The sequence below is a fragment of the Nitrospinaceae bacterium genome, from assembly GCA_018669005.1.
GTDB lineage: Bacteria > UBA8248 > UBA8248 > UBA8248 > UBA8248 > UBA8248.
The window spans coordinates 295,867-315,736 of the sequence record JABJAL010000072.1; the positions used below are offsets into that span (position 1 = coordinate 295,867).

A 19,870-nucleotide genomic window follows, 5' to 3' on the forward strand; every position below is an offset into this window, starting at 1 on the left:
GAGGCGAAAGCGATGCCTGATACAGAATTTAAGTTCACCCTAAACGGGAAAGAGGTTGCCGCACGCAAGGGCGAGAGCGTCCTCGGCGCCGCTTTGCGCGAGGGGCTGCACATACCGCATTTTTGCTACCACAAGAATCTCTCGGTAGTGGGTCAGTGCCGTGCCTGCCTGGTCGAGGTCGTGGACGCCGGGAACGGCAAGCCGATTCCTAAGCTTCAGCCTTCGTGCGCTATGCCGGCGGCCGAGGGCATGGTGGTCGAGACTGCGAACGCGCGGGTGAAAGAGGCACAAGAAAGTGTTTTCGAGTTTTTGCTCAAGAATCACCCGCTCGATTGTCCTGTGTGCGATCAAGGCGGCGAGTGCCCGCTTCAGGATCAAACCCTGGGCTACGCCAAGGCGGTCAGCCGGACACACGAGCTTCGACGTATCTATCCCAAAAATGAAATCAGCCCCTTCATCAAACCCGAGATGAACCGGTGTGTGCATTGCACGCGCTGCATTCGCTTCACTTCGGAAATCGATGGCGGCAGTGAGTTCGGCTGGGCCAACAGGGGCGACCGAACCGAGGTCGGTGTGTTCGCGGACCTTCCACTGACGAGCATCGTTTCGGGCAACGTAATAGATATCTGCCCGGTAGGGGCGCTCACCGACAACAAGTACCGCTTCACGGCCCGCGTCTGGGAGATGAAAGAAGTCGAGGGGCCCTGCACATTATGCAGTGTGGGTTGCCAGCAGAAGGTCTGGAACCGGGAAGGGGAGCTCAAGCGGGTCACCGCTGGCGATAACCCGGAGGTGAACGATACCTGGATTTGCGACGTAGGCCGCTGGGGCTGGAGCGGCGTCCAGAACGAGAGCCGGATCAAGAGCCCGATGATTAGAGAAAACGGTGAGCTTCGCCCCGCGAGTTGGGAGGAGGCGCAAGGTCTCATCGCCCGGCGTTTTTCGGCGATTCGAACCGAGAGCGGCGGGGCGGCACTCGCTGGTCTAGGCGGCGGACGATCAACGAACGAGACAGCCTTTCAGTTTGGGGCGCTGTTCAGAACGGTTCTTGAAAGTGCCAATATCGATTGTCGAATTAACCCGAGGGACATGCGCCAGACAGAAGCGCAGCGTGCCGGGCTCGGTGCGGTGGGCGGGCATGGCTCGCTGACGGGTCTTGCCAGCGCTAAATCGATATTGCTCATTGGCAGCGACCCTTTTGAGGAGCATCCGGTGCTGGCTCTCAGGGCGCGCGCCGCGCACAGCGCGGGGGGGAGCATCGTCAGTGTCCATCCGCGGAGAATCGATCTGCGTGTTCTGGGGCGAATCCATCATTTGACCCCGATACCGGGCGAGGAGGCGCGAGCGCTTTCTGCTTTGGCCCGGTTGCTTCTTGATGCCGGTGCCTCGCCCAAGGGTGGTGGCGCGGATGCCGCCAGAGGCGGATTGGCCGGGCTCGACGTTGATGCGCTTTGCCGCGAGTCGGCGCTCGATACAACCGATCTGGCTGACGCCGCTGGGGCGCTTCGCCCGGATGAGGGCGGGGTATGCGTGGTGGTGGGACCGGGGCTCAAAGATGAGGCGGCGATTACCGAGGCCGTGAATATTGCTCTGATGCTTGATGCGGAAATTCTATTTGCCTCGGGTGCGGCGAATCTCCAGGGGGCGCTCGACATGGGTCTTCACCCGGCGCTTTTGCCGGGCTCTCGGTCAGTGGATGAGGCCTCAGCGCAAAGTGCTTGCGCAGAAGTTTGGGGCGGGGAGGCACTGGGGACAGGTGGCCAGGGCGCAGACGACATTCTCGCTGGCGCGGCCGAGAAAAAAATTCGCGGGCTATATTTACTTGAATGTGATCCCGTGGCCGAGCACTCTGAGGGGGCGCTGGCCCGCCGGGCGCTTGAGGGAGCCGAATTTGTTGTTGTCCACGCCTCGCACCGGGGCGCAAGTGTGGAATACGCCGATGTGGTTCTCCCGGCACTAACTCTTTATGAAGAAGAGGGCACCGTAACGAACATCGAGCGGCGCGCTCAGCGCCTCAGGCGAGCCGTTAAACCGCAGGGCTCAGGGAGCAAGGAGGCCTGGCGGGTGTTAAGTGAAATCGCCCGGCTGCTTGAGCACCCCTTAAAAGCGAATGACCTGGCAGGTATTCAAGCTCAGATTCGCCTGCTTGCCGAAGAATATGCCCCGGCCTTTGGAAAAGCGCCCGAGGCGGGTGTCCTTTTGAGCCGCGAGCGCAAAGGCAATTCACAGCCGGTGGCGCATGAGCCGACGAACCCACCGCCTGCGGGGCTCCAGATGATTCTGGCCCCTGCGCTTTGGCTCTCAGGTTCGCTAATCGCATCGGCGGATCATCTCTCAGGTATGCCTGAGGCGGCCCTGCGTATTTCGCCCACCGATGCAGAAAGATTGGGTGTTAGCGACGGCGCGGCGGTTAGTTTCGAAGTTGGCGGGAAAAGCGTTGCTCTGCCAGTGCAGGTGGACCCCACCATTCCGGTTGGCGTCGCGCAGGCGCCCGAAGGGTATTTGGCCGCGCTCGAGGGTGCGGTGCTCAACCTTGGCGGCGATGAGGGAGCGGGCACTGTTATTCAGGTCTCGATTGCGGAGGCGGTGAGGGCGTAATGGCCGAACTTCTTATTGTCATCATCAAAATTGCGGTCGCGTTCGTGTCGCTGCTCTTGCTCGCGGCCTATATGACCTGGATGGAGCGACGCGTATTTGCGCTGGTCCAGGTCCGATATGGACCGAACCGGGTTGGGCCCGCCGGGCTCCTCCAGCCCATCGCCGACGGAATTAAGCTGATGTTCAAGGAGACGGTGATCCCGAGCCAGGCCGATAAGTTCGTCTACTTCCTCGCGCCAGCCATCACGCTTATTCCGGCGATGGCCGCCTTTGCGGTGGTGCCATTCGGCGACACGGTTACGCTATTCGGCCTAAAAGTCGACATGATCATCTCCGACGTGAACGTCGGCATTCTTTATGTATTCGCGTTGAGCGGGCTTGGTGTGTACGGCGTGGTGCTCGGCGCATGGGCCTCGAACAGTAAATATCCTTTGCTTGGCGGTCTTCGCGCCTCGGCGCAGCTCATCAGCTACGAGCTCTCGCTTGGAATGAGTCTGCTCGGGGTGGTGATGATTTCGGGCTCGCTCAGCCTCAAGGATATCGTCGCGGGCCAGGCTGGCCTCCCCTATATCTTTCTTCAGCCGGTGGGATTCCTTCTGTTCGTGATCTGCATGTTTGCCGAGACAAACCGGGCGCCGTTCGATTTGTCCGAGGCCGAGAGCGAATTGACGGGCGGTTTTCACACGGAATATTCGAGCATGAATTTTGCGGTCTATTTCCTGGCCGAGTACTGCAACATGATTACCCTCTCAGCCGTTGGAGCAACATTTTTCCTCGGTGGCTGGCGGGGTCCCATTTTGCCGCCGGTGGTCTGGTTCTTGATCAAAATAATCGCGTTCATGTTCTTTTTTATGTGGCTGAGGGCATCGTCGCCGCGCCTTCGCTACGATCAGTTGATGGCGTTTGGCTGGAAGGTGCTGCTTCCGCTATCGATTGCGAATGTTGTGGTGACGGCGGCGGTGATGGCTTTGATGGATTCCTGATGCGCAGGCAGGGACTATGTGCCCTCGATGTGTGTCAGTTTAAGGAGGTGCCATGTTAGGCGAAATTGTTCGCGGTCTGTGGGTGACGATAAAGCACTCGCTGAAAAACCGGGAAACGGTGTTGTACCCGGATGTGAAGGAAGAGCTTCCGCCTCGCTACCGTGGATTGCACAAACTTCTGCTGTGGGAGGATGGTACCGAGCGTTGTGTGGGCTGCAAGTTATGTGCGGCGGCTTGCCCGGTTGACTGCATTTTCGTTGAGTCTGAGGAAAACAATCCGGCGAGCCCGGTGTCTAAAGGCGAGCGGTACGCGAAGGTGTACGAGATTAACGAGCTCAGATGCATCTTCTGTGGCTATTGCGAGGAGGCCTGCCCGGTGGGGGCCGTTGTTCTCGGTAACGAATATGAGTTTTGTGCGGATGAGCGCGAAAAGTTTATTTACGGGAAAGGCGATTTGCTCGTGAAGCGGCCCGATGAGGTGCCTGAGCTTCAAAAGCGCTACGACGAGCGAAAGCTTCTTACCTATGTCTAAGGAGTAGGCATGAGTTTTCTCAAAGGGGAGCGAGGGTAATGGGTTTGCTCCTGTTTTATTTCGCATCGGCTGTGACGATCGCGGGCGCGGTAGGCGTGGTAGCTTTGCCCAACCCACTCTACAGCGTCCTTAGCCTCATTGCGGCTTTTCTCGGTCTGGCCGGGCTGTATCTTTCGCTAAACGCCGAGTTCATCGCTGTGGTCCAGGTTGTGGTTTATGCCGGGGCGATCATGGTGCTTTTCCTCTTTGTGGTGATGCTGCTCGATATGCGGCGCGAGGAGCGTATCCCCCTGCGCTTGCCGGTTCAAAAATTTGTTGGCTCAATTCTCGGGGTGGGTATTTTCACCTTGCTGGTGAGAGTTTTTTCCTCTGACAAACTTCTTTCGGGCGCGAGGGGAACTTTCACTGCCGAGCGTGTGAGCGAGTTAGGAAACACCCAGATAATTGGACGCCTTCTTTTGACGGACTACCTTTTGCCGTTGCAGGCGATGGGTGTGTTGTTGTTTGTGGGTGTTATTGGGGCGGTGGTTCTGGCCAAGCGCCGGACCAGTTGAGACGAATGGAAGGGATTTAAAGCGTGGCGCCTTTGGAGCATTACCTGATTGTTAGTTCGCTCCTGTTTTCCATTGGGGTGGTGGGCGTCGTGGTGCGCCGGAATGCCATCGTGGTCGTTATGTCGATCGAGTTGATGTTAAATGCCGGGAACCTTGCATTCGTGACGTTCGCCAGGTTTCTCGATTCGATGGACGGACAATTAATCGTATTTTTTGTGATGGGTGTGGCGGCTGCCGAGGCGGCAGTCGGGCTCGCTATTTTAATTCTTATTTATCGTAACCGTGAATCAACCGATGTGGATGAGCTAAACTTGCTCAAGCTTTGATAATGAATATTCTTGCACTCATTTTATTGCTTCCGGTGGCTGGGGTTCTATTGAACCTTGTTTTCGGCTGGCGTCGTGGAGAAAAGTTCGCTGGCTGGGTTGCCGTCGCCGTTATGGTGCTGGCATTTGCGGCCTCGGTGGCCGGATTTGTCCAGCTTCTGGGCCTCCCCCCGGCCGAGCGTATTCTGCGTGTCGATTTGTTCGAATGGATTGCCATCGGGAAGTTCAAGGTTAATGCGGGCCTGATGCTCGACCCGCTCTCCTCGCTCATGACGCTGGTTGTCACAGGTGTAGGCACCCTGATTCATATTTACTCGATAGGCTATATGCACGGCGATCGGAGCGTTGTTCGTTATTTCATATATCTCAACCTGTTTGTGTTTTTCATGCTCACGCTCGTGCTCGGCTCGAACTTCCTGGTGTTGTTCGTCGGCTGGGAGGGTGTGGGGCTTTGCAGCTATCTGTTGATCGGATTTTGGTTCGAGCGGCCCGCAGCTTCTGAGGCGGGAAAGAAAGCTTTCATCGTCAACCGCATAGGCGATTTCTGTTTCTTAATCGCGGTGTTCATGATCATCGGTATTTTCGGAACGCTCGATTTCGCGGAAATTCTCCAGAGCGCGCCTGCCAAGTTGGCAGCGGGCGGCAGCGCCGTAACCGTCATTTGCCTTCTTCTATTCGCGGGGGCGACCGGCAAGAGCGCGCAGATTCCTCTTTTCGTCTGGCTGCCCGATGCGATGGAGGGCCCAACGCCGGTCAGCGCGCTCATCCATGCCGCCACCATGGTTACGGCGGGCGTCTATATGATGGCGCGGTTGTATTTCCTTTTCGACCTTGCGCCGGTGGCGACGAACATTGTTGCCATTATCGGTGCGGCAACTTTGCTCCTGGCGGCGACAATCGCTACCGTGCAGACCGATATCAAACGCGTGCTCGCCTACAGTACGGTGAGCCAGCTGGGCTACATGGTGATGGCCGTTGGTGTAGGCGCATATTCGGCAGCAGTTTTTCATCTGATGACGCATGCCTTTTTCAAGGCGCTTCTCTTTATGGGCGCAGGCAGCGTTATTCACTCGCTCCATGGCGAGCAGGACATGAACCGGATGGGTGGGCTGAGTGCAGCGCTTCCTGCGACGAGCCTGACCTGCACTATCGCGGCGTTTGCCATCGCTGGGATATTCCCCCTGGCGGGTTTTTTCAGCAAGGATGCTATCCTTTTCTCGGCGATGACCTCAGAGCGCGGCGGGCTCGGTTTCTGGCTGGCCGGTGCGGTTGGTGCCCTGCTGACCGCTTTTTATATGTTCCGGTTGCTGTTTAAAACTTTTTACGGCCGCTGCAATCTCTCGATGGAAGAGCAGCGCAATCTCCATGAGTCGCCGGCCACCATGACCCTGCCGCTCAAGGTTCTCGCCGTTCTATCGTTCATCGGTGGGTGGGTGGGAATTCCCATCATCTCGGGGGCGAATATTTTTGACGGTTTCCTCGCACCTGTTTTTGGCGGCGCAGGCGAGGCCCATCACGAAGTGCTCTTCGAGTTAGCAATGATGGTGGTGTCGCTCGCCATCGCGGGTTTAGGTATTTATCTGGCCTATAATCTTTTTGTTCTCAATATAAAAGGCGGCGCTGGCTATGTGGAACGTTTACCGGGCCTCTATCGATTGCTGTTCAATAAATACTACATCGATGAGATTTACAATTCTCTGATCATTCAGCCCATTCGCCGTGTGTCGTTGCGCCTTTGGCGTGATTTCGATGACGGAATGGTGGATGCCTCTGTGAACGGGGCGGGTGGATTCGTGACCCTCGTGGGGGACGCGGTCCGCAAACTTCAGACGGGTTATGTGAAGAGCTACGCGGTGATGATGTTGGTCGGCGTGTTTGCCATTTTGCTGTATCTGACGACAGGCGTGAAATAGCAGGACGAGGGAGAAGAGTTTGAGCGAGTATCCGTTGGTTACATTGATGGTGTTTCTCCCGCTGGTAGGCGGGTTGCTTCTCCTTTTCGTGCGCGATGGGGACGAGGCGGGCCGGGAGCGGGCGCGAATGTTTTCGATGGTGTTCTCGTTGGCCGCTTTCGTGGTTTCCGTTCTTATTTATATAGGCTTCCAGGAAAATTTCGCCGGAATGCAGTTTTTAGAGCGCGCGTCGTGGATACCCCGGTTCGGAATTTCCTACCACGTGGGGCTCGACGGCATCAGCCTTCCACTGATTCTTTTAACGACCTTTCTCACACCGCTGGCGCTTTTGTTTTCGTGGAAAGAGGTAGAGAAGCATGTGCGCCTTTATCAAATGGCGCTGCTATTTCTTGAGACCGGCATGCTTGGTGTATTCGTGTCCCTCGATTTTTTCCTTTTCTATGTGTTCTGGGAGGGGATGCTCATCCCGATGTATTTGCTCATCGGTGTGTGGGGCGGCCCCCGGCGAATATACGCGTCTGTTAAATTTTTCTTGTACACGATGGCAGGCAGTGTACTCATGTTGGTGGCGATCCTGTGGCTTTACTTTGCAACGGGGGCCAAGACGTTCGATATCATGGTTCATCTGAGCCAGCCCGTTCATCATGCTCTGCAGGGTTGGCTTTTCGCCGCCTTCGCACTCTCGTTCGCGATCAAGGTGCCCTTATTTCCGTTCCACACATGGCTACCCGATGCCCACGTCGAGGCGCCCACGGCGGGAAGCGTTATTCTGGCGGGGGTGCTTTTAAAGATGGGCACGTATGGTCTTATGCGGCTGGCCATGCCGCTTTTTCCGACAGCGGCGCGCGAATTTGCTACGGCCTTCATGGTGCTGGCCGTCATCGGGATTATCTACGGTGCGCTGGTGGCCATGGTGCAGGATGACATGAAAAAACTGGTTGCCTACTCATCGGTGAGCCATTTGGGTTTCGTTGTTCTGGGATTGTTTTCCTTCAACCTGCTCGGCGCAACGGGCGGTGTTCTCCAGATGGTGAACCACGGAATCAGCACCGGGGCGCTCTTCCTCCTTGTCGGGATGATCTACAGCCGTCGGCACACTCGGATGATTCAGGATTTTGGCGGCATCGCGCGGGTGATGCCGGTGTTTTCCGTGTTTTTTGTTATCGCCTCGCTGAGCAGTATCGGTCTTCCCGGCTTAAACGGGTTTGTCGGCGAGTTTACGATTCTCGCTGGCGCATTCAGCCGCAACCCGGTGTTCGGTGTGTTGGCGACATCGGGGGTGGTGCTCTCGGCGGTGTACATGTTGTGGATGCTCCAGCGGGTGCTTTTCGGAGGCGAGCCCTCGAAGATTAATCTTTCGCTACGCGACCTGGGGGTGCGCGAATGGTGTGTGCTGGTGCCCCTTGTGGTTCTCATGTTTGGCCTTGGTCTTTATCCCAAGCCTATCCTGAGCAAGATAGAGCCTTCCGCCCAGGCGTGGCTTAACAAAGTGAACCGGCGCGTGCTTCGTGTGCAGTCGCCGGTCAGCCCCCGTCCCAGACTTGCCAAGGCGAGCTCCGGGGAGGTGACGCGGCCATGACGACTACTATTCCTCAAATTCATTGGCCTCATCTTCTCCCGCTCCTCGTGGTGGTTCTCGGTGCGGTGGCGGTTTTGATGTGGGATACATTTTTCCGTTCGCGGGATCGAGCCTTTCTCGTTGGCCTGACTCTGATGGTGTTGGCGAGCGCAGTTGGGATCACGCTGGGGTCCGTGGCGGATCTGGCGGGAGGGAGCGTCTCGTTCGGTGGGATGTACGTTTTTGATCGCTTCACGGGTTTTGTGTTTGTGCTGATCATGCTGGCGAGTTTTTTATCCGTATTGGTCGCTGCCGCTCAGCAGAGCCTTGATGATCCGCCAGCGGGCGAATACTTTGCGCTAATCCTGTTCGCAACATCTGGAATGATGTTGATGGCATCGACGCGAAACCTGCTGATGATTTTCATTGGCCTCGAAATTCTTTCCCTGTCTTTATATGTGTTGGCTGGTTACTTAAGGACGCAGGCGGCGGGAAACGAGGCGGCCCTGAAATACTTCCTGTTGGGGGCATTCGCCTCGGGTTTTCTGCTCTTTGGAATGGCCATGATATATGGGGCGGCAGGCTCGGTGGACCTGGCCGAGATTGCCAAGCATTTGAACACCAATTCTGCCGCAAGAGGCCCTATTTTCTTGCTGGGCCTGGGTCTTATCGTGGTTGGCCTGGGCTTTAAGGTGGCGGCTGTGCCCTTTAACATGTGGACGCCTGACGTCTATGAGGGTGCGCCCACGGCGGCGGTGGCTTTCATGTCGGTGGGCCCCAAGGCGGCGGCTTTCGCAGCGTTTTTCCGGATTGTTTTGATGGCAGCGGGCTATGCCGGGGCGAGTTTTCTTGTGGTTCTCTGGGTTATCGCGGCCCTTACGATGACTGTGGGAAATGTCGGCGCCATCCAGCAGACGAATATTAAGCGAATGTTGGCCTACTCCAGCATTGCCCACGCTGGCTACATTCTGGTTGCTCTGGTGGCGGCGCAGGGCAGCGGCGCCATGGCTACGGCAGGATTTCTTTATTATGTGCTTGTATACGCATTTATGAATATCGGCGCTTTTTGCGTTGTGGTCATTGCGGGTGAAAACGAGGGGGAGCGTACCCTTATCGAGGATTATGCCGGGATGGGCTATACCCGCCCGGCTCTGGCCGCCATCATGGCGATATTCATGGTTTCTCTGGCGGGATTGCCGCCCATGGGCGGATTTGTCGCAAAATTCTATATTTTCAGCGCTGCCATTAAGGCAGGCTATGTCTGGCTTGTAGTGCTGGCGGTGCTCAATAGCGTTATTTCGGTCTATTATTACTTGCGGCTCATTGTGGTGATGTATATGCAAGAGCCCGCTGGTGCGGAAAATCAGGTGAGTACGGCTTTTGCCGGGCAAGGGGCGTATGCTTTTGCCGCCTTGCTTATTGCGGTTGCAGGGGTTTTAGGTTTGGGTCTCTTCCCGGGCCCGGTGATGGATTTTGCCCTCCGATCAGGCGTTCTTTTTAACTAGTTTATTTTCCCCCATTTAACTTGGCGAAGGTCTATGCCCGTGGTATAGTCGCTGCCCATGTAACAAGGGTATACAAGGATTTAGACCCCGCTCGGCCACGAGGTGGCAATTTGTCGCTCCTCTGGCATATTCGATAAGATGTGAACAGTTATCCGGAGCCCCCAAGGCCCTTTTTAAACTAAGTGAGGGACGGTTTGCAGGAATTTCTATCTGCGTTTTTTGGCGACTACAGTGTCATTAATGGCTATGTCCCATTGTTCATGTTTGTGCTGGTGTCCCTTGGGTTCGCCGGTGGGACGCTTCTAGTTGCCCTGATCGTTCGGCCCAATAAGCCCGACCCCGAAAAGCTCTCGCCCTATGAGTGCGGAATGCCGCCGCTCATGGAAGCGCACGAGCGGTTTTCCATTCGTTTTTATCTGCTTGGTATCCTTTTCCTCCTCTTTGATGTGGAGGCTATGTTCCTCTTTCCCTGGGCGGTGAAATACGATGCCTTGGGTCTGTTTGGATTTGTTGAGATGATGTTGTTTATCGTGATTCTGCTTGTTGGCTATTTTTATGCCTGGCGGAAGGGAGCGCTGGAATGGGCTTAATCGATGGAAAGCTCGGCGATAATTTTCTGACCACAAGATTCGACTCTTTGGTGGCTTGGGCTCGGAAAAGTTCGCTCTGGCCAATGACATTCGGGCTGGCCTGTTGCGCTATTGAAATGATGGCCTCAGGTGCCGCGCGATATGACTTTGACCGCTTCGGCGTAATCTTTCGGGCCACCCCGCGTCAGTCGGACGTAATCATCATTGCCGGCACGGTTACTCATAAGATGGCCGACGCGATTGTGAAGGTTTATAACCAGATGCCTGAGCCCCGCTGGGTGATAGCAATGGGCAATTGCTCGACCTGCGGTGGTCCGTATTCTAACTATGCTGTGGTGCAGGGGGTGGACGAAATCATCCCCGTTGATGTGTATGTACCTGGATGCCCCCCTCGCCCGGAATCGCTGATGTGGGGTGTGATGCAGCTTCAAAAGAAAATTGAACAGGAAAGGTTCGTCCGCAAGAGCATTTCAGCGGCGTAGACTCCCGACAATGGCTGATGAAGTAGTGAACGAGGAAGCGAGTGGGGGTAGTTCCCCAGAGACCGAAGCGCCGGAGGCCCCGAAAACGCCTCCCGGAAAGGCGTTGAGGGAGCTGGTGGATGCGGAGTACCCTGGCGCGATTCTCGAGCAGACGGCATACGAGGACCGTGAGGATGAAGTCACTTTTGTTCTTGCGGATGACGCGCTGGTGAAAGTTGCGACCTATTTGCGCGATCACCCGGCCTCAAGCTTCAAGATTCTGACTGATTTGACCGCTGCGCATTACCCTGATGATGAAAATACTTTTCAGGTTGTCTACCAGTTGGTGAGTGTGGATCACTCTCGGTTGCTTCGCCTCAAGGTGATGGTGAAAGAGTCTCAGGAGGTGCCCACGGTTTCGGGCGTGTGGTCGAGCGCGAACTGGATGGAGCGCGAGGTGTACGATTTGTTCGGCGTCAAGTTCAAAGACCATCCCGATCCCCGCCGCATTTTTATGCCCGAGGACTGGGGGAGCCATCCTTTCCGTAAGGATTATCCTCTTGAGGGTTTGGGAGAACGGGTGTACGAAAAGCCCAAGCGCAAGGAAATCGGAGAATAACGCATCTGGCGTCTAGGTTGAGGCGCCCGGTTATTTTGATTTGATTCAGGAGATTTTTGATGGTTGGTGGAGTCGAATCCTCATCTCGGATTGAGCGTATTACCACGGTGCCGGGCACCGAGGAGCTTGTCATCAATATGGGACCGCAGCATCCCAGTACACACGGGGTGCTTCGAGTCATCCTCAAGCTCGACGGTGAGACGGTCACGGATGTCGATAGCGATATCGGCTATCTTCACCGAGGCACAGAGAAAATTGGCGAGAACATCACCTATACGATGTTCATCCCCTATACCGATAGGCTCGACTATATCGCTGCGCCCTCAAGCAACCTGGCCTGGGTCCAGGCGGTTGAGTCTTTCTTTGATTGGGAAATACCTGAGCGTGCCTTGTTCCTCCGAACCATGGTGGGCGAGCTGTCACGAATCGCCAGCCACCTTCTTTGGCTTGCCACCCATGCGCTAGATATCGGCGCGATGACAGTGTTCCTGTGGGCATTTCGGGAAAGGGAGATGGTTCTCGATTTGTTTGAGATGGCTTTTGGCGCGCGCTTGACGGTAAATGCCTTCCGGCTAGGTGGTCTGCACCAGGATGTGCCGCCTGAGTTTCTTGTCGAGGCCAGAAAATTTGTCGATCTCTTTCCGAGCCGGGTGGATGACTATGAAACCCTGCTGACTGAAAATCGCATCTGGCTTCAGCGGACGCGGGGAGTGGGCGTTATATCGGCCGAGGACGCCTTGGACTACGCCATGACAGGCCCAATTCTGAGGGCCTCGGGTGTGAAGTGGGACCTTCGCCGGGCCAAACCCTATGCCGCGTACCCCTACGTGGACTTCACGATTCCTGTTGGTGAGAACGGCGATGTCTATGATCGCTATCTGGTTCGCCTCGTGGAAATGCGCCAGAGCGCACACATCATCGACCAGTGTCTCGACATGCTCCCCGGTGGCCCGGTGAGTTGTAAAACACCGCGGACAATCAAGCCGCCAGAGGGCGAAATTTATCACAGCATTGAAAACCCCAAGGGGGAGTTTGGATTTTATATCGTGAGTGACGGCTCGGAGACGCCCTACCGGGTGAAAATCCGGCCGCCCTCATTCATCAACCTCGCCGGTTTGAAAAAACTGTGCATGGGCGAGCTTCTGGCGGATGTCGTGGCGATTATCGGCAGCATCGATATCGTCCTGGGCGAGTGCGACCGCTAGTTTAAGGAGCCCCCAGGCTCCGGCATAAAGGATTTTGAACCGGTATGATACCTGAATTGATTGCGGCGTTTTTGAAGATTGCAATGGTTCTCGGTGTGATTTCGCTCGTGGTGGCCTATTTGACCTACCTTGAGCGCAAAATTATCGGGCATATTCAGATGCGCCTGGGCCCGATGCGGGTTGGCTGGCACGGCCTTCTTCAGCCCATTGCCGACGGCCTCAAACTCTTTTTAAAAGAAGACATCATTCCCGCAAAAGCGGATAAGATTGTGTTTGTCATTGCGCCAATCATGGTGTTGGCGCCGGCGTTCGTAGTTTACTCGGTGCTCCCGTTTGATAAGAATTTCTACATCACCCAGGTCAACGTCGGGCTGTTTCTTGTTCTGGCCGTAAGCTCGCTGGGTGTGTTCGGCATCGTCATGGCTGGTTGGGCATCGAACAGTAAATACAGCTTGCTCGGTGCATTCAGGAGCGCCGCTCAGATGTTGAGCTACGAAATTTTTCTGGGTTTCTCCCTCGTCGGGCCGCTCATGCTGGCGGGGTCGCTCAATTTTCAAAATATCGTCGAGGCGCAGGCGGATGTGTGGTTCGTTTTTTATCAGCCCGTCGCGTTTATCGTATTCTTCATTGCGGCGCTGGCCGAGACGAACCGCGTTCCCTTCGACTTGCCCGAGGCCGAGACCGAACTGGTGGCTGGCTTCCATACCGAGTACAGCGGAATGAAGTTTGCCTTCTTCTTCCTGGCTGAATATGCCAGCATTATGGCTATCTCCACCGTTTGCATCTCTGTTTTCTTTGGCGGCTGGGGCGGCATCGATGCGATACCGCTGCCGGGAATCGTTTGGTATCTGTTGAAGATGGCAGTTCTGATTTTTGTGTTTATCTGGATTCGGGCAACGCTGCCCCGTTACCGCTACGATCAATTGATGCGGGTGGGCTGGAAGTTCATGTTCCCGCTCGCTATATTGAATATATTCGTGACCGGTTTACTTAAGTTGTTGTTTATCTAACGCGTGAGGCGCTGATCTTGGAACTGCCTTTCTTTTATCTATTCTCGGCCGGAATCATCGGAGCCTCGCTCCTGATGGTGACGCGCTCGAACGTAATTCATGCAGCCCTGCTGTTGGTGCTGACGTTCTTATTTCTGTCCGGGGTGTTTGTTCTGGCCGGGGCGGAGTTTTTGGCGGTGGTGCAGATTCTTTTGTACGCCGGCGGCATTATGGTGCTGTATCTGTTCTCCATCATGTTGATGAACGTGGATGTCTCTGTACGTCTTAGACAATTTCAACGCCAGACCTTTTTCGTGGTTCTCATCACTGTAATTTTGGCGGTGGAGGTTTGGGTGGTTCTGGCTCGGGGCGATGCGTATCCGGGTTACAAGGGATTTGCCTGGGCCATGGGCTCGACGCCGGGTAACGTTGAGGCACTCGGCGCTATTCTTTATACGAAGTACCTGTTTCCGTTCGAAGTGGCTTCAGTTTTGCTGCTGGCGGCCATGGTCGGCGCCATCGTACTGGCAAAACGAACAATCGACCGGTAGCCGGAGGGGTTTTAGATGGTTCCTCTTTCACATTATTTAGCGTTGGGCGCGATTATGTTTGTCATTGGCGCTGCCGGCGTCTTGATGCGGCGAAACGCCATCATCATATTGATGAGCATCGAGTTGATGCTGAACGCCGTGAACATCACCTTTGTCGCCTTTGCGCGCCAATGGGGCGACATGGCGGGGCAGGTGTTCGCTATTTTTGTCATCACCGTTGCGGCGGCCGAGGCGGCTGTAGGGCTGGCAATACTGATTTCATTGAACCGGGATAGATCGATTCTGAACGTTGACGAAGTTAACCTTTTGAAGTGGTAGGTAACGCATGATCGAACTGGCATGGCTTATTCCGTTGTTCCCGGCGCTGGGTGTCGTGATCAATGGTTTCTTCGGCTTCTCGCACACGAAGGACAAGGCGGGCCATATTGCTGCGCTGATGATTGGCCTCTCTTTTGCCGTCGTCCTTGGCATCGCCTATGAGATGATTTTCGGAAAAGGTGGCACCCATACGGTCCACCTTTGGAACTGGATTCAGGCGGGCAAATTCTCTGTGTCGGTGGCATTCCTGATCGACCCGTTGAGCACGATCATGCTGCTCGTGGTCTCAGGCGTAGGATTCTTGGTCCATGTTTATTCGGTAGGTTATCTGCACGGCGATCCGGGTTATCCGCGTTTCTTCACCTATCTCAACCTGTTCATGCTCTCGATGTTCCTTCTGGTGCTTGGCAACAATTATCTGCTCATGTTTGTCGGCTGGGAGGGCGTTGGTCTTTGTAGTTATCTGTTGATCGGGTTTTGGTACGAGAAAAAATCGGCCTCGGATGCGGGTAAAAAAGCATTTATCGTTAACCGTATTGGCGACGCAGGCTTCCTGCTCGGCATCTTCATGATTTGGGTGCTGACCGGAAGCATGACTTACACAGAAGTTTTTCATGCGGCACCGGGCATCACGACGGCTGGCGCGACGGCCATTGGTCTGTTGTTGTTTATCGGGGCCTGCGGTAAAAGCGCGCAGATTCCGCTCTATGTCTGGCTACCCGATGCGATGGAAGGCCCGACTCCGGTCAGCGCGTTGATCCATGCCGCGACGATGGTGACGGCGGGCGTTTACATGGTGGCACGAACGAGCCCGATTTATGTGATGGGCCCGGGGGCGCTTGAGGTTATCGCCATCGTTGGCGCGCTAACAGCGCTTTTCGCGGCTTCAATTGGATTGGTTCAAAACGATATCAAACGAGTTCTCGCATACAGCACCGTGAGCCAGCTAGGCTTCATGTTCATGGCACTTGGCGTGGGAGCGTTTGCGGTAGGTGTTTTCCATCTGATGACGCATGCCTTCTTTAAAGGGCTACTCTTTTTGGGAAGTGGCAGCGTAATCCATGCGCTGCATCATGCACCTGTGGACCAGCAGCAGGACATGCGCTACATGGGCGGCCTGAAATCAAAGATGCCCATTACCTACTGGACATTCGTTATCGGCGCGGTGGCTATCGCCGGTGTGCCGCCATTGGCGGGTTTTTGGAGTAAAGATGAAATCCTGGCCAATGCCTTTTTCACCGGCAATTATTTTGTCTGGGGCATGGGTTCGGTGGCGGCTTTCATGACGGCTTTCTACATGTTCCGGCTGATTTTCATGACTTTCCACGGCGAAATGCGTGTGGATCATCACGCCAGGGAGCATATCCATGAGTCGCCGTTGTCAATGACGGTGCCGTTGATGATTCTTGCAGCGTTAAGCATTGTTGGGGGTATTATTCCGGGCTATCCGCCAGAGGGTGGCTGGATTCACCGCTTCCTTGCACCGTCGCTGGCCAAAGGTGCTGGCGGCGCGCATGCAATGAATGAGGGTGGGCGTCTAGTACAAGTAGCCTCAGAAACCGGCGGTCATGGCGGACCAGCAGCCACCATTCTCATAGTAATTGCTATCTTGATTGCGGTGGGCGGCATAGCGCTGGCTTGGTTAATGTATGTGAAGAATACATCTATACCGACAAATATCGCTAAGCGTTGCTCCGGGTTTCATAAATTATTGCTTAATAAATATTACATTGATGAAATTTATCAGGCTTGCATCGTTAACCCGATCTATAGGCTGATGAATTCGTTGTGGTCGTTTGACGCTAAAGTTGTTGATGGCGCAGTGAACGGCAGTAGCCTGATTACTTTGGTGTCGAGTCGCGTTTCCGCCGCATTCGACTTAAGGACGGTAGACGGTGCGGTGAATGGTGTTTCGTCGTTGTTAAGTTTTGTTTCCCAATTGTTGAAATTCATTCAATCCGGAATGGTGCAAAATTATCTTTTCGTGATGCTTCTTGGCATATTCGTAATGCTGAGCGCATACTTGTTCCGCTAGGCGTTTAAGGAACCAGGAGAGTCCGATGGAGAATTATCTTCTTTCGCTAATCGCTTTCGTTCCCCTCACGGGGGCGGTGATTGTTATGCTCTTTTTCAAAAAGGAGCAGACGAGCGCCATTAAAGGTTTCGCCACGGCGGTGGCGGGTTTGGACTTCTTGCTATCCATTCCGCTATGGACCCGATTTGATACATCGGAGGCAGGGTTTCAGTTCATACAAAAAATGAACTGGATACCCTCCATCGGGGTGAGCTATTTCGTTGCTGTGGACGGGATTAGTGTTCTACTGATTTTGCTCACGACGATAACGATGATAGTGGCTACAGTCTCTTCGTTCACGGCCATCGTAGAGCGAGAGAAGGAATATTACGTATGCCTGTTGCTGATGGCGACGGGGATGCTCGGCACCTTCATGGCGATCGACATATTCCTTTTCTACGTATTCTTTGAAATCACATTGGTCCCGATGTATTTCCTCATCGGTATTTGGGGCGGAACGAGAAAGCTCTACGCGGCTATCAAATTTTTCCTCTATACGTTGTTCGGAAGTGTGCTCATGCTGTTGGGTATACTGGCGCTCTACTTCGCTAACCTGAAATATGGCACCGGAAACCTGACTTTCGACCTGACCCAGCTATATGCTGTGGGCCCGAAAATTCCGATTGCGCTTCAATCCTGGATCTTCCTAGCCTTCTTTATAGGATTCGCAATCAAGGTGCCGATGTTCCCGTTCCATACTTGGCTGCCAGATGCCCACGTTGAGGCGCCAACGGCCGGGAGTGTCATCCTGGCGGGTATTTTGCTGAAAATGGGAACCTACGGGTTTGTCCGTTTCGTGTTGCCGGTGTTGCCACAGGCGAGCCAGTTGTTTGTCCCGTTCATGGTGCTGCTATCGATAGTCGGGATTATTTACGGTGCGCTGGTGGCCATGGCGCAAACCGATGTGAAAAAACTTGTTGCCTACTCATCGGTGAGCCATCTTGGTTTCGTAATGTTGGGTGTGTTCGCTCTCAACGAGCAAGGGGTCCTCGGCGGTCAGCTTCAAATGATCAACCACGGTATCAGCACCGGGGCGCTCTTCCTCTTGGTGGGAATGGTGTACGAGCGGCGGCACACGCGGGAAATTTCAGAATTTGGCGGTTTATCAAAACAGATGCCAGTTTACTCAACGATTTTCGCCATAACGATGCTGAGCAGCATTGGGCTTCCAGGATTGAACGGATTCGTTGGCGAATTCTTGATACTTCTCGGTGCTTTCAAGGCAAGCTATATATATGCGGCATTTGCCGTAGTCGGTATCGTACTTGGAGCGGCTTACATGCTGTGGCTGTTCCAGCGGATGTTTTTTGGAACGTTGGATAACCCTGAGAACCAGAAACTCACCGACTGCAATAGCCGTGAAATTTTGTACATGCTTCCGATGATCGTGCTGATGTTCTGGATTGGCTTATATCCAAAGCCGTTCCTCTCAAGGATGGAAGCGAGTGTGGCGAAGGTGGTGAAAATGGTGAACGTGGCCTCAGTGCCGCAAAATACAAAATCTGCTGCCCTACCGAAGCGAGTTAGAACTTCGGTGAAAAATAATTAAACAACAACTATTAATCTCGAATTTGAATAGGATCTGATTTCGATGCCGATTGTGATACCCGACATATCACTGGCTGTTGCCGCCCCGGAAGTGGGTTTGGTAATTTTGCTGTGCGTAGTGTTGATCTCAGACCTCTTTACGCCTCTTGAGAACAAAGCGGCCATCGGAGTTTTAAGCTTCGTCGGAGTTTTGATCATCGGGATGATTTCGATTTCCCAATGGGGCGAAGGCGTTAGAACCACTTTTAGCGGGTTCTATGTAGCTGATAATTTTAGTGTATTCGTGAAGATGGTGATTATCGCGACGACGGCGATATCGATACTTCTTTCACTTCAGTATGTGAAAGTTGAAAAAATAAACTATGGCGAATACTACGGAATGATTCTCTTCGCGGCGTTCGGTATGTTGGTTATGGCCTCTGGCAGCGATCTCATTTCGATATATCTCGGTTTAGAGACGATGAGCATCAGCAGTTATGTGCTGGTGAGTTTCATGCGGCATGACCCATTGAGCCGGGAGGCAGGCCTTAAATATTTCCTTATGGGCGCTTTTGCCTCAGGGGTGCTTCTCTATGGTATTGCACTGTCTTATGGGCTGACTGGAAGTACATCGCTGGCAGGAATTGCCCAGGCGCTATCAGGGCCAAAGGGAGTTGCAATAGCTGCCGACCCGGTAATGATTTTTGCGCTAATTTTGTTTGTCGCAGGATTCGGTTTCAAGTTGGCGCTCGTTCCTTTCCATATGTGGCTCCCTGATGCTTATACCGGCGCACCAACGCCCATCACGGCATTCATGTCGGTGGCGGTGAAGATGGCAACGGTGGCCGCTGTGATGCGTATCTTCTTTGTCGCGTTTCCGGCGCTAGCGGGTAAATGGAATCTCCTCCTCTGGCTGCTCGCGGTGTTCAGCATGCTCTGGGGCAACATTGCGGCCATAGCTCAGACGAATTTAAAGCGCATGCTCGCCTATTCGAGTATTGCCCATGCCGGATATATCTTGATGGGCATCGTTGCGACAACAACGTTTGTCGGTGGCAAGGCGGTGTTTGCTGCTCAAGGTGTGAGTGCTGTTCTTTTCTACCTGGTGGCCTATATGGTGACGAACCTGGGTGCCTTCGGGATGCTCATTTTCATCTGCCGGGATAATTACCGGGGTGACAATATCGAGGATTGGCGCGGCGTTGGCCAAGCTCATCCTTTGGCAGCAATGGCGTTCGTGGTGTTCTTTCTCTCGCTGGGCGGTCTTCCGCCAACCGCCGGTTTTGTCGGGAAGCTTTTTCTTTTCGGTGTGGCAATTCAGAACGAGTATTACTGGCTGGCGGTCATCGGTATCCTATCGAGCGCAGTCTCAGTCTATTATTATTTCCGCGTGGTGATGGTGATGTATATGGAGCCGCGAGGCGAAAGCCAGCCGACCGTGGAGTTTTCCTTGGCACCCTCGCTCTATGTTGCGCTGACAATTCTCGTGTTGGCGACGCTGTATCTGGGGATTTTCCCGGGCGGCTTTATCGAGGCAGCGAAAAACTCTGTCGCTGGTTTAATCTAG

At 54.4% G+C, this 19,870-nt stretch carries 18 protein-coding genes; all 18 read left to right on the top strand.

The features are described from left to right. The first annotated feature begins 12 nt into the window (after positions 1-12). Positions 13-2,598, top strand: a complete 2,586-nt coding sequence (gene nuoG, locus HOJ95_11080; protein ID MBT6395242.1) for an NADH-quinone oxidoreductase subunit NuoG — start codon at positions 13-15, stop codon at positions 2,596-2,598. After that, positions 2,598-3,581 carry an NADH-quinone oxidoreductase subunit NuoH gene (nuoH, locus tag HOJ95_11085; protein MBT6395243.1) on the top strand — a complete coding sequence of 328 codons (984 nt, stop codon included), beginning with the start codon at positions 2,598-2,600 and terminating at the stop codon, positions 3,579-3,581. The genes nuoG and nuoH (HOJ95_11085) overlap by 1 nt, the downstream gene beginning before the upstream one ends. 52 nt (positions 3,582-3,633) lie before the next feature. Further along, on the top strand, positions 3,634-4,113 hold the full coding sequence (locus HOJ95_11090; GenBank protein ID MBT6395244.1) for an NADH-quinone oxidoreductase subunit I: 480 nt from the start codon (positions 3,634-3,636) through the stop codon (positions 4,111-4,113). A gap of 38 nt (positions 4,114-4,151) precedes the next feature. Continuing rightward, complete coding sequence (locus HOJ95_11095) at positions 4,152-4,667, top strand: NADH-quinone oxidoreductase subunit J (GenBank protein ID MBT6395245.1); 516 nt, start codon at positions 4,152-4,154, stop codon at positions 4,665-4,667. Between the two features lie 23 nt (positions 4,668-4,690). After that, entirely contained in the window at positions 4,691-4,993 is a 303-nt protein-coding gene (gene nuoK / locus HOJ95_11100) for an NADH-quinone oxidoreductase subunit NuoK (GenBank protein ID MBT6395246.1), read from the top strand. After that, on the top strand, positions 4,993-6,906 hold the full coding sequence (gene nuoL, locus HOJ95_11105; GenBank protein MBT6395247.1) for an NADH-quinone oxidoreductase subunit L: 1,914 nt from the start codon (positions 4,993-4,995) through the stop codon (positions 6,904-6,906). The genes nuoK (HOJ95_11100) and nuoL (HOJ95_11105) overlap by 1 nt, the downstream gene beginning before the upstream one ends. A gap of 46 nt (positions 6,907-6,952) precedes the next feature. After that, the gene (locus tag HOJ95_11110) at positions 6,953-8,485 is read left to right on the top strand and encodes an NADH-quinone oxidoreductase subunit M (protein MBT6395248.1); all 1,533 of its coding nucleotides are present in this window, start codon (positions 6,953-6,955) and stop codon (positions 8,483-8,485) included. Then, positions 8,482-9,969: an NADH-quinone oxidoreductase subunit N gene (locus tag HOJ95_11115; protein ID MBT6395249.1), complete on the top strand. Its 1,488-nt coding sequence runs from the start codon at positions 8,482-8,484 to the stop codon at positions 9,967-9,969. The genes HOJ95_11110 and HOJ95_11115 overlap by 4 nt, the downstream gene beginning before the upstream one ends. Positions 9,970-10,229: 260 nt before the next feature. Then, positions 10,230-10,559: an NADH-quinone oxidoreductase subunit A gene (locus HOJ95_11120; GenBank protein MBT6395250.1), complete on the top strand. Its 330-nt coding sequence runs from the start codon at positions 10,230-10,232 to the stop codon at positions 10,557-10,559. Next, positions 10,550-11,041: an NADH-quinone oxidoreductase subunit B gene (locus tag HOJ95_11125; protein MBT6395251.1), complete on the top strand. Its 492-nt coding sequence runs from the start codon at positions 10,550-10,552 to the stop codon at positions 11,039-11,041. The genes HOJ95_11120 and HOJ95_11125 overlap by 10 nt, the downstream gene beginning before the upstream one ends. 10 nt (positions 11,042-11,051) lie before the next feature. Then, positions 11,052-11,639 (top strand): NADH-quinone oxidoreductase subunit C, encoded by a 588-nt coding sequence (locus HOJ95_11130; protein MBT6395252.1) that lies wholly within the window; start codon positions 11,052-11,054, stop codon positions 11,637-11,639. Between the two features lie 107 nt (positions 11,640-11,746). Next, positions 11,747-12,844, top strand: a complete 1,098-nt coding sequence (locus tag HOJ95_11135; GenBank protein ID MBT6395253.1) for an NADH-quinone oxidoreductase subunit D — start codon at positions 11,747-11,749, stop codon at positions 12,842-12,844. Between the two features lie 44 nt (positions 12,845-12,888). Beyond that, positions 12,889-13,854 carry an NADH-quinone oxidoreductase subunit NuoH gene (gene nuoH, locus HOJ95_11140; protein ID MBT6395254.1) on the top strand — a complete coding sequence of 322 codons (966 nt, stop codon included), beginning with the start codon at positions 12,889-12,891 and terminating at the stop codon, positions 13,852-13,854. A gap of 17 nt (positions 13,855-13,871) precedes the next feature. Next, a complete protein-coding gene (locus HOJ95_11145) occupies positions 13,872-14,384 on the top strand; it encodes an NADH-quinone oxidoreductase subunit J (protein ID MBT6395255.1) in 513 nt (170 codons plus the stop codon). Positions 14,385-14,399: 15 nt separating this feature from the next. Next, positions 14,400-14,702: an NADH-quinone oxidoreductase subunit NuoK gene (nuoK, locus tag HOJ95_11150; GenBank protein MBT6395256.1), complete on the top strand. Its 303-nt coding sequence runs from the start codon at positions 14,400-14,402 to the stop codon at positions 14,700-14,702. A 7-nt stretch (positions 14,703-14,709) separates the two neighbouring features. After that, positions 14,710-16,737, top strand: a complete 2,028-nt coding sequence (nuoL, locus tag HOJ95_11155) for an NADH-quinone oxidoreductase subunit L (protein MBT6395257.1) — start codon at positions 14,710-14,712, stop codon at positions 16,735-16,737. A 25-nt stretch (positions 16,738-16,762) separates the two neighbouring features. Continuing rightward, positions 16,763-18,325, top strand: a complete 1,563-nt coding sequence (locus tag HOJ95_11160) for an NADH-quinone oxidoreductase subunit M (protein ID MBT6395258.1) — start codon at positions 16,763-16,765, stop codon at positions 18,323-18,325. 42 nt (positions 18,326-18,367) lie between these two features. Next, the gene (locus HOJ95_11165; protein ID MBT6395259.1) at positions 18,368-19,870 is read left to right on the top strand and encodes an NADH-quinone oxidoreductase subunit N; all 1,503 of its coding nucleotides are present in this window, start codon (positions 18,368-18,370) and stop codon (positions 19,868-19,870) included.

Excerpts from the sequence above, each read along its gene's own strand:
- nuoG (MBT6395242.1), top strand. The coding sequence starts at position 13 with ATGCCTGATACAGAATTTAAGTTCACCCTAAACGGGAAAGAGGTTGCC.
- nuoH (MBT6395243.1), top strand. The coding sequence starts at position 2,598 with ATGGCCGAACTTCTTATTGTCATCATCAAAATTGCGGTCGCGTTCGTG.
- HOJ95_11090 (MBT6395244.1), top strand. The coding sequence starts at position 3,634 with ATGTTAGGCGAAATTGTTCGCGGTCTGTGGGTGACGATAAAGCACTCG.
- HOJ95_11095 (MBT6395245.1), top strand. The coding sequence starts at position 4,152 with ATGGGTTTGCTCCTGTTTTATTTCGCATCGGCTGTGACGATCGCGGGC.
- HOJ95_11110 (MBT6395248.1), top strand. The coding sequence starts at position 6,953 with ATGGTGTTTCTCCCGCTGGTAGGCGGGTTGCTTCTCCTTTTCGTGCGC.
- HOJ95_11115 (MBT6395249.1), top strand. The coding sequence starts at position 8,482 with ATGACGACTACTATTCCTCAAATTCATTGGCCTCATCTTCTCCCGCTC.
- HOJ95_11120 (MBT6395250.1), top strand. The coding sequence starts at position 10,230 with ATGTTTGTGCTGGTGTCCCTTGGGTTCGCCGGTGGGACGCTTCTAGTT.
- HOJ95_11125 (MBT6395251.1), top strand. The coding sequence starts at position 10,550 with ATGGGCTTAATCGATGGAAAGCTCGGCGATAATTTTCTGACCACAAGA.
- HOJ95_11130 (MBT6395252.1), top strand. The coding sequence starts at position 11,052 with ATGGCTGATGAAGTAGTGAACGAGGAAGCGAGTGGGGGTAGTTCCCCA.
- nuoH (MBT6395254.1), top strand. The coding sequence starts at position 12,889 with ATGATACCTGAATTGATTGCGGCGTTTTTGAAGATTGCAATGGTTCTC.
- nuoK (MBT6395256.1), top strand. The coding sequence starts at position 14,400 with ATGGTTCCTCTTTCACATTATTTAGCGTTGGGCGCGATTATGTTTGTC.
- nuoL (MBT6395257.1), top strand. The coding sequence starts at position 14,710 with ATGATCGAACTGGCATGGCTTATTCCGTTGTTCCCGGCGCTGGGTGTC.
- HOJ95_11160 (MBT6395258.1), top strand. The coding sequence starts at position 16,763 with ATGGAGAATTATCTTCTTTCGCTAATCGCTTTCGTTCCCCTCACGGGG.
- HOJ95_11165 (MBT6395259.1), top strand. The coding sequence starts at position 18,368 with ATGCCGATTGTGATACCCGACATATCACTGGCTGTTGCCGCCCCGGAA.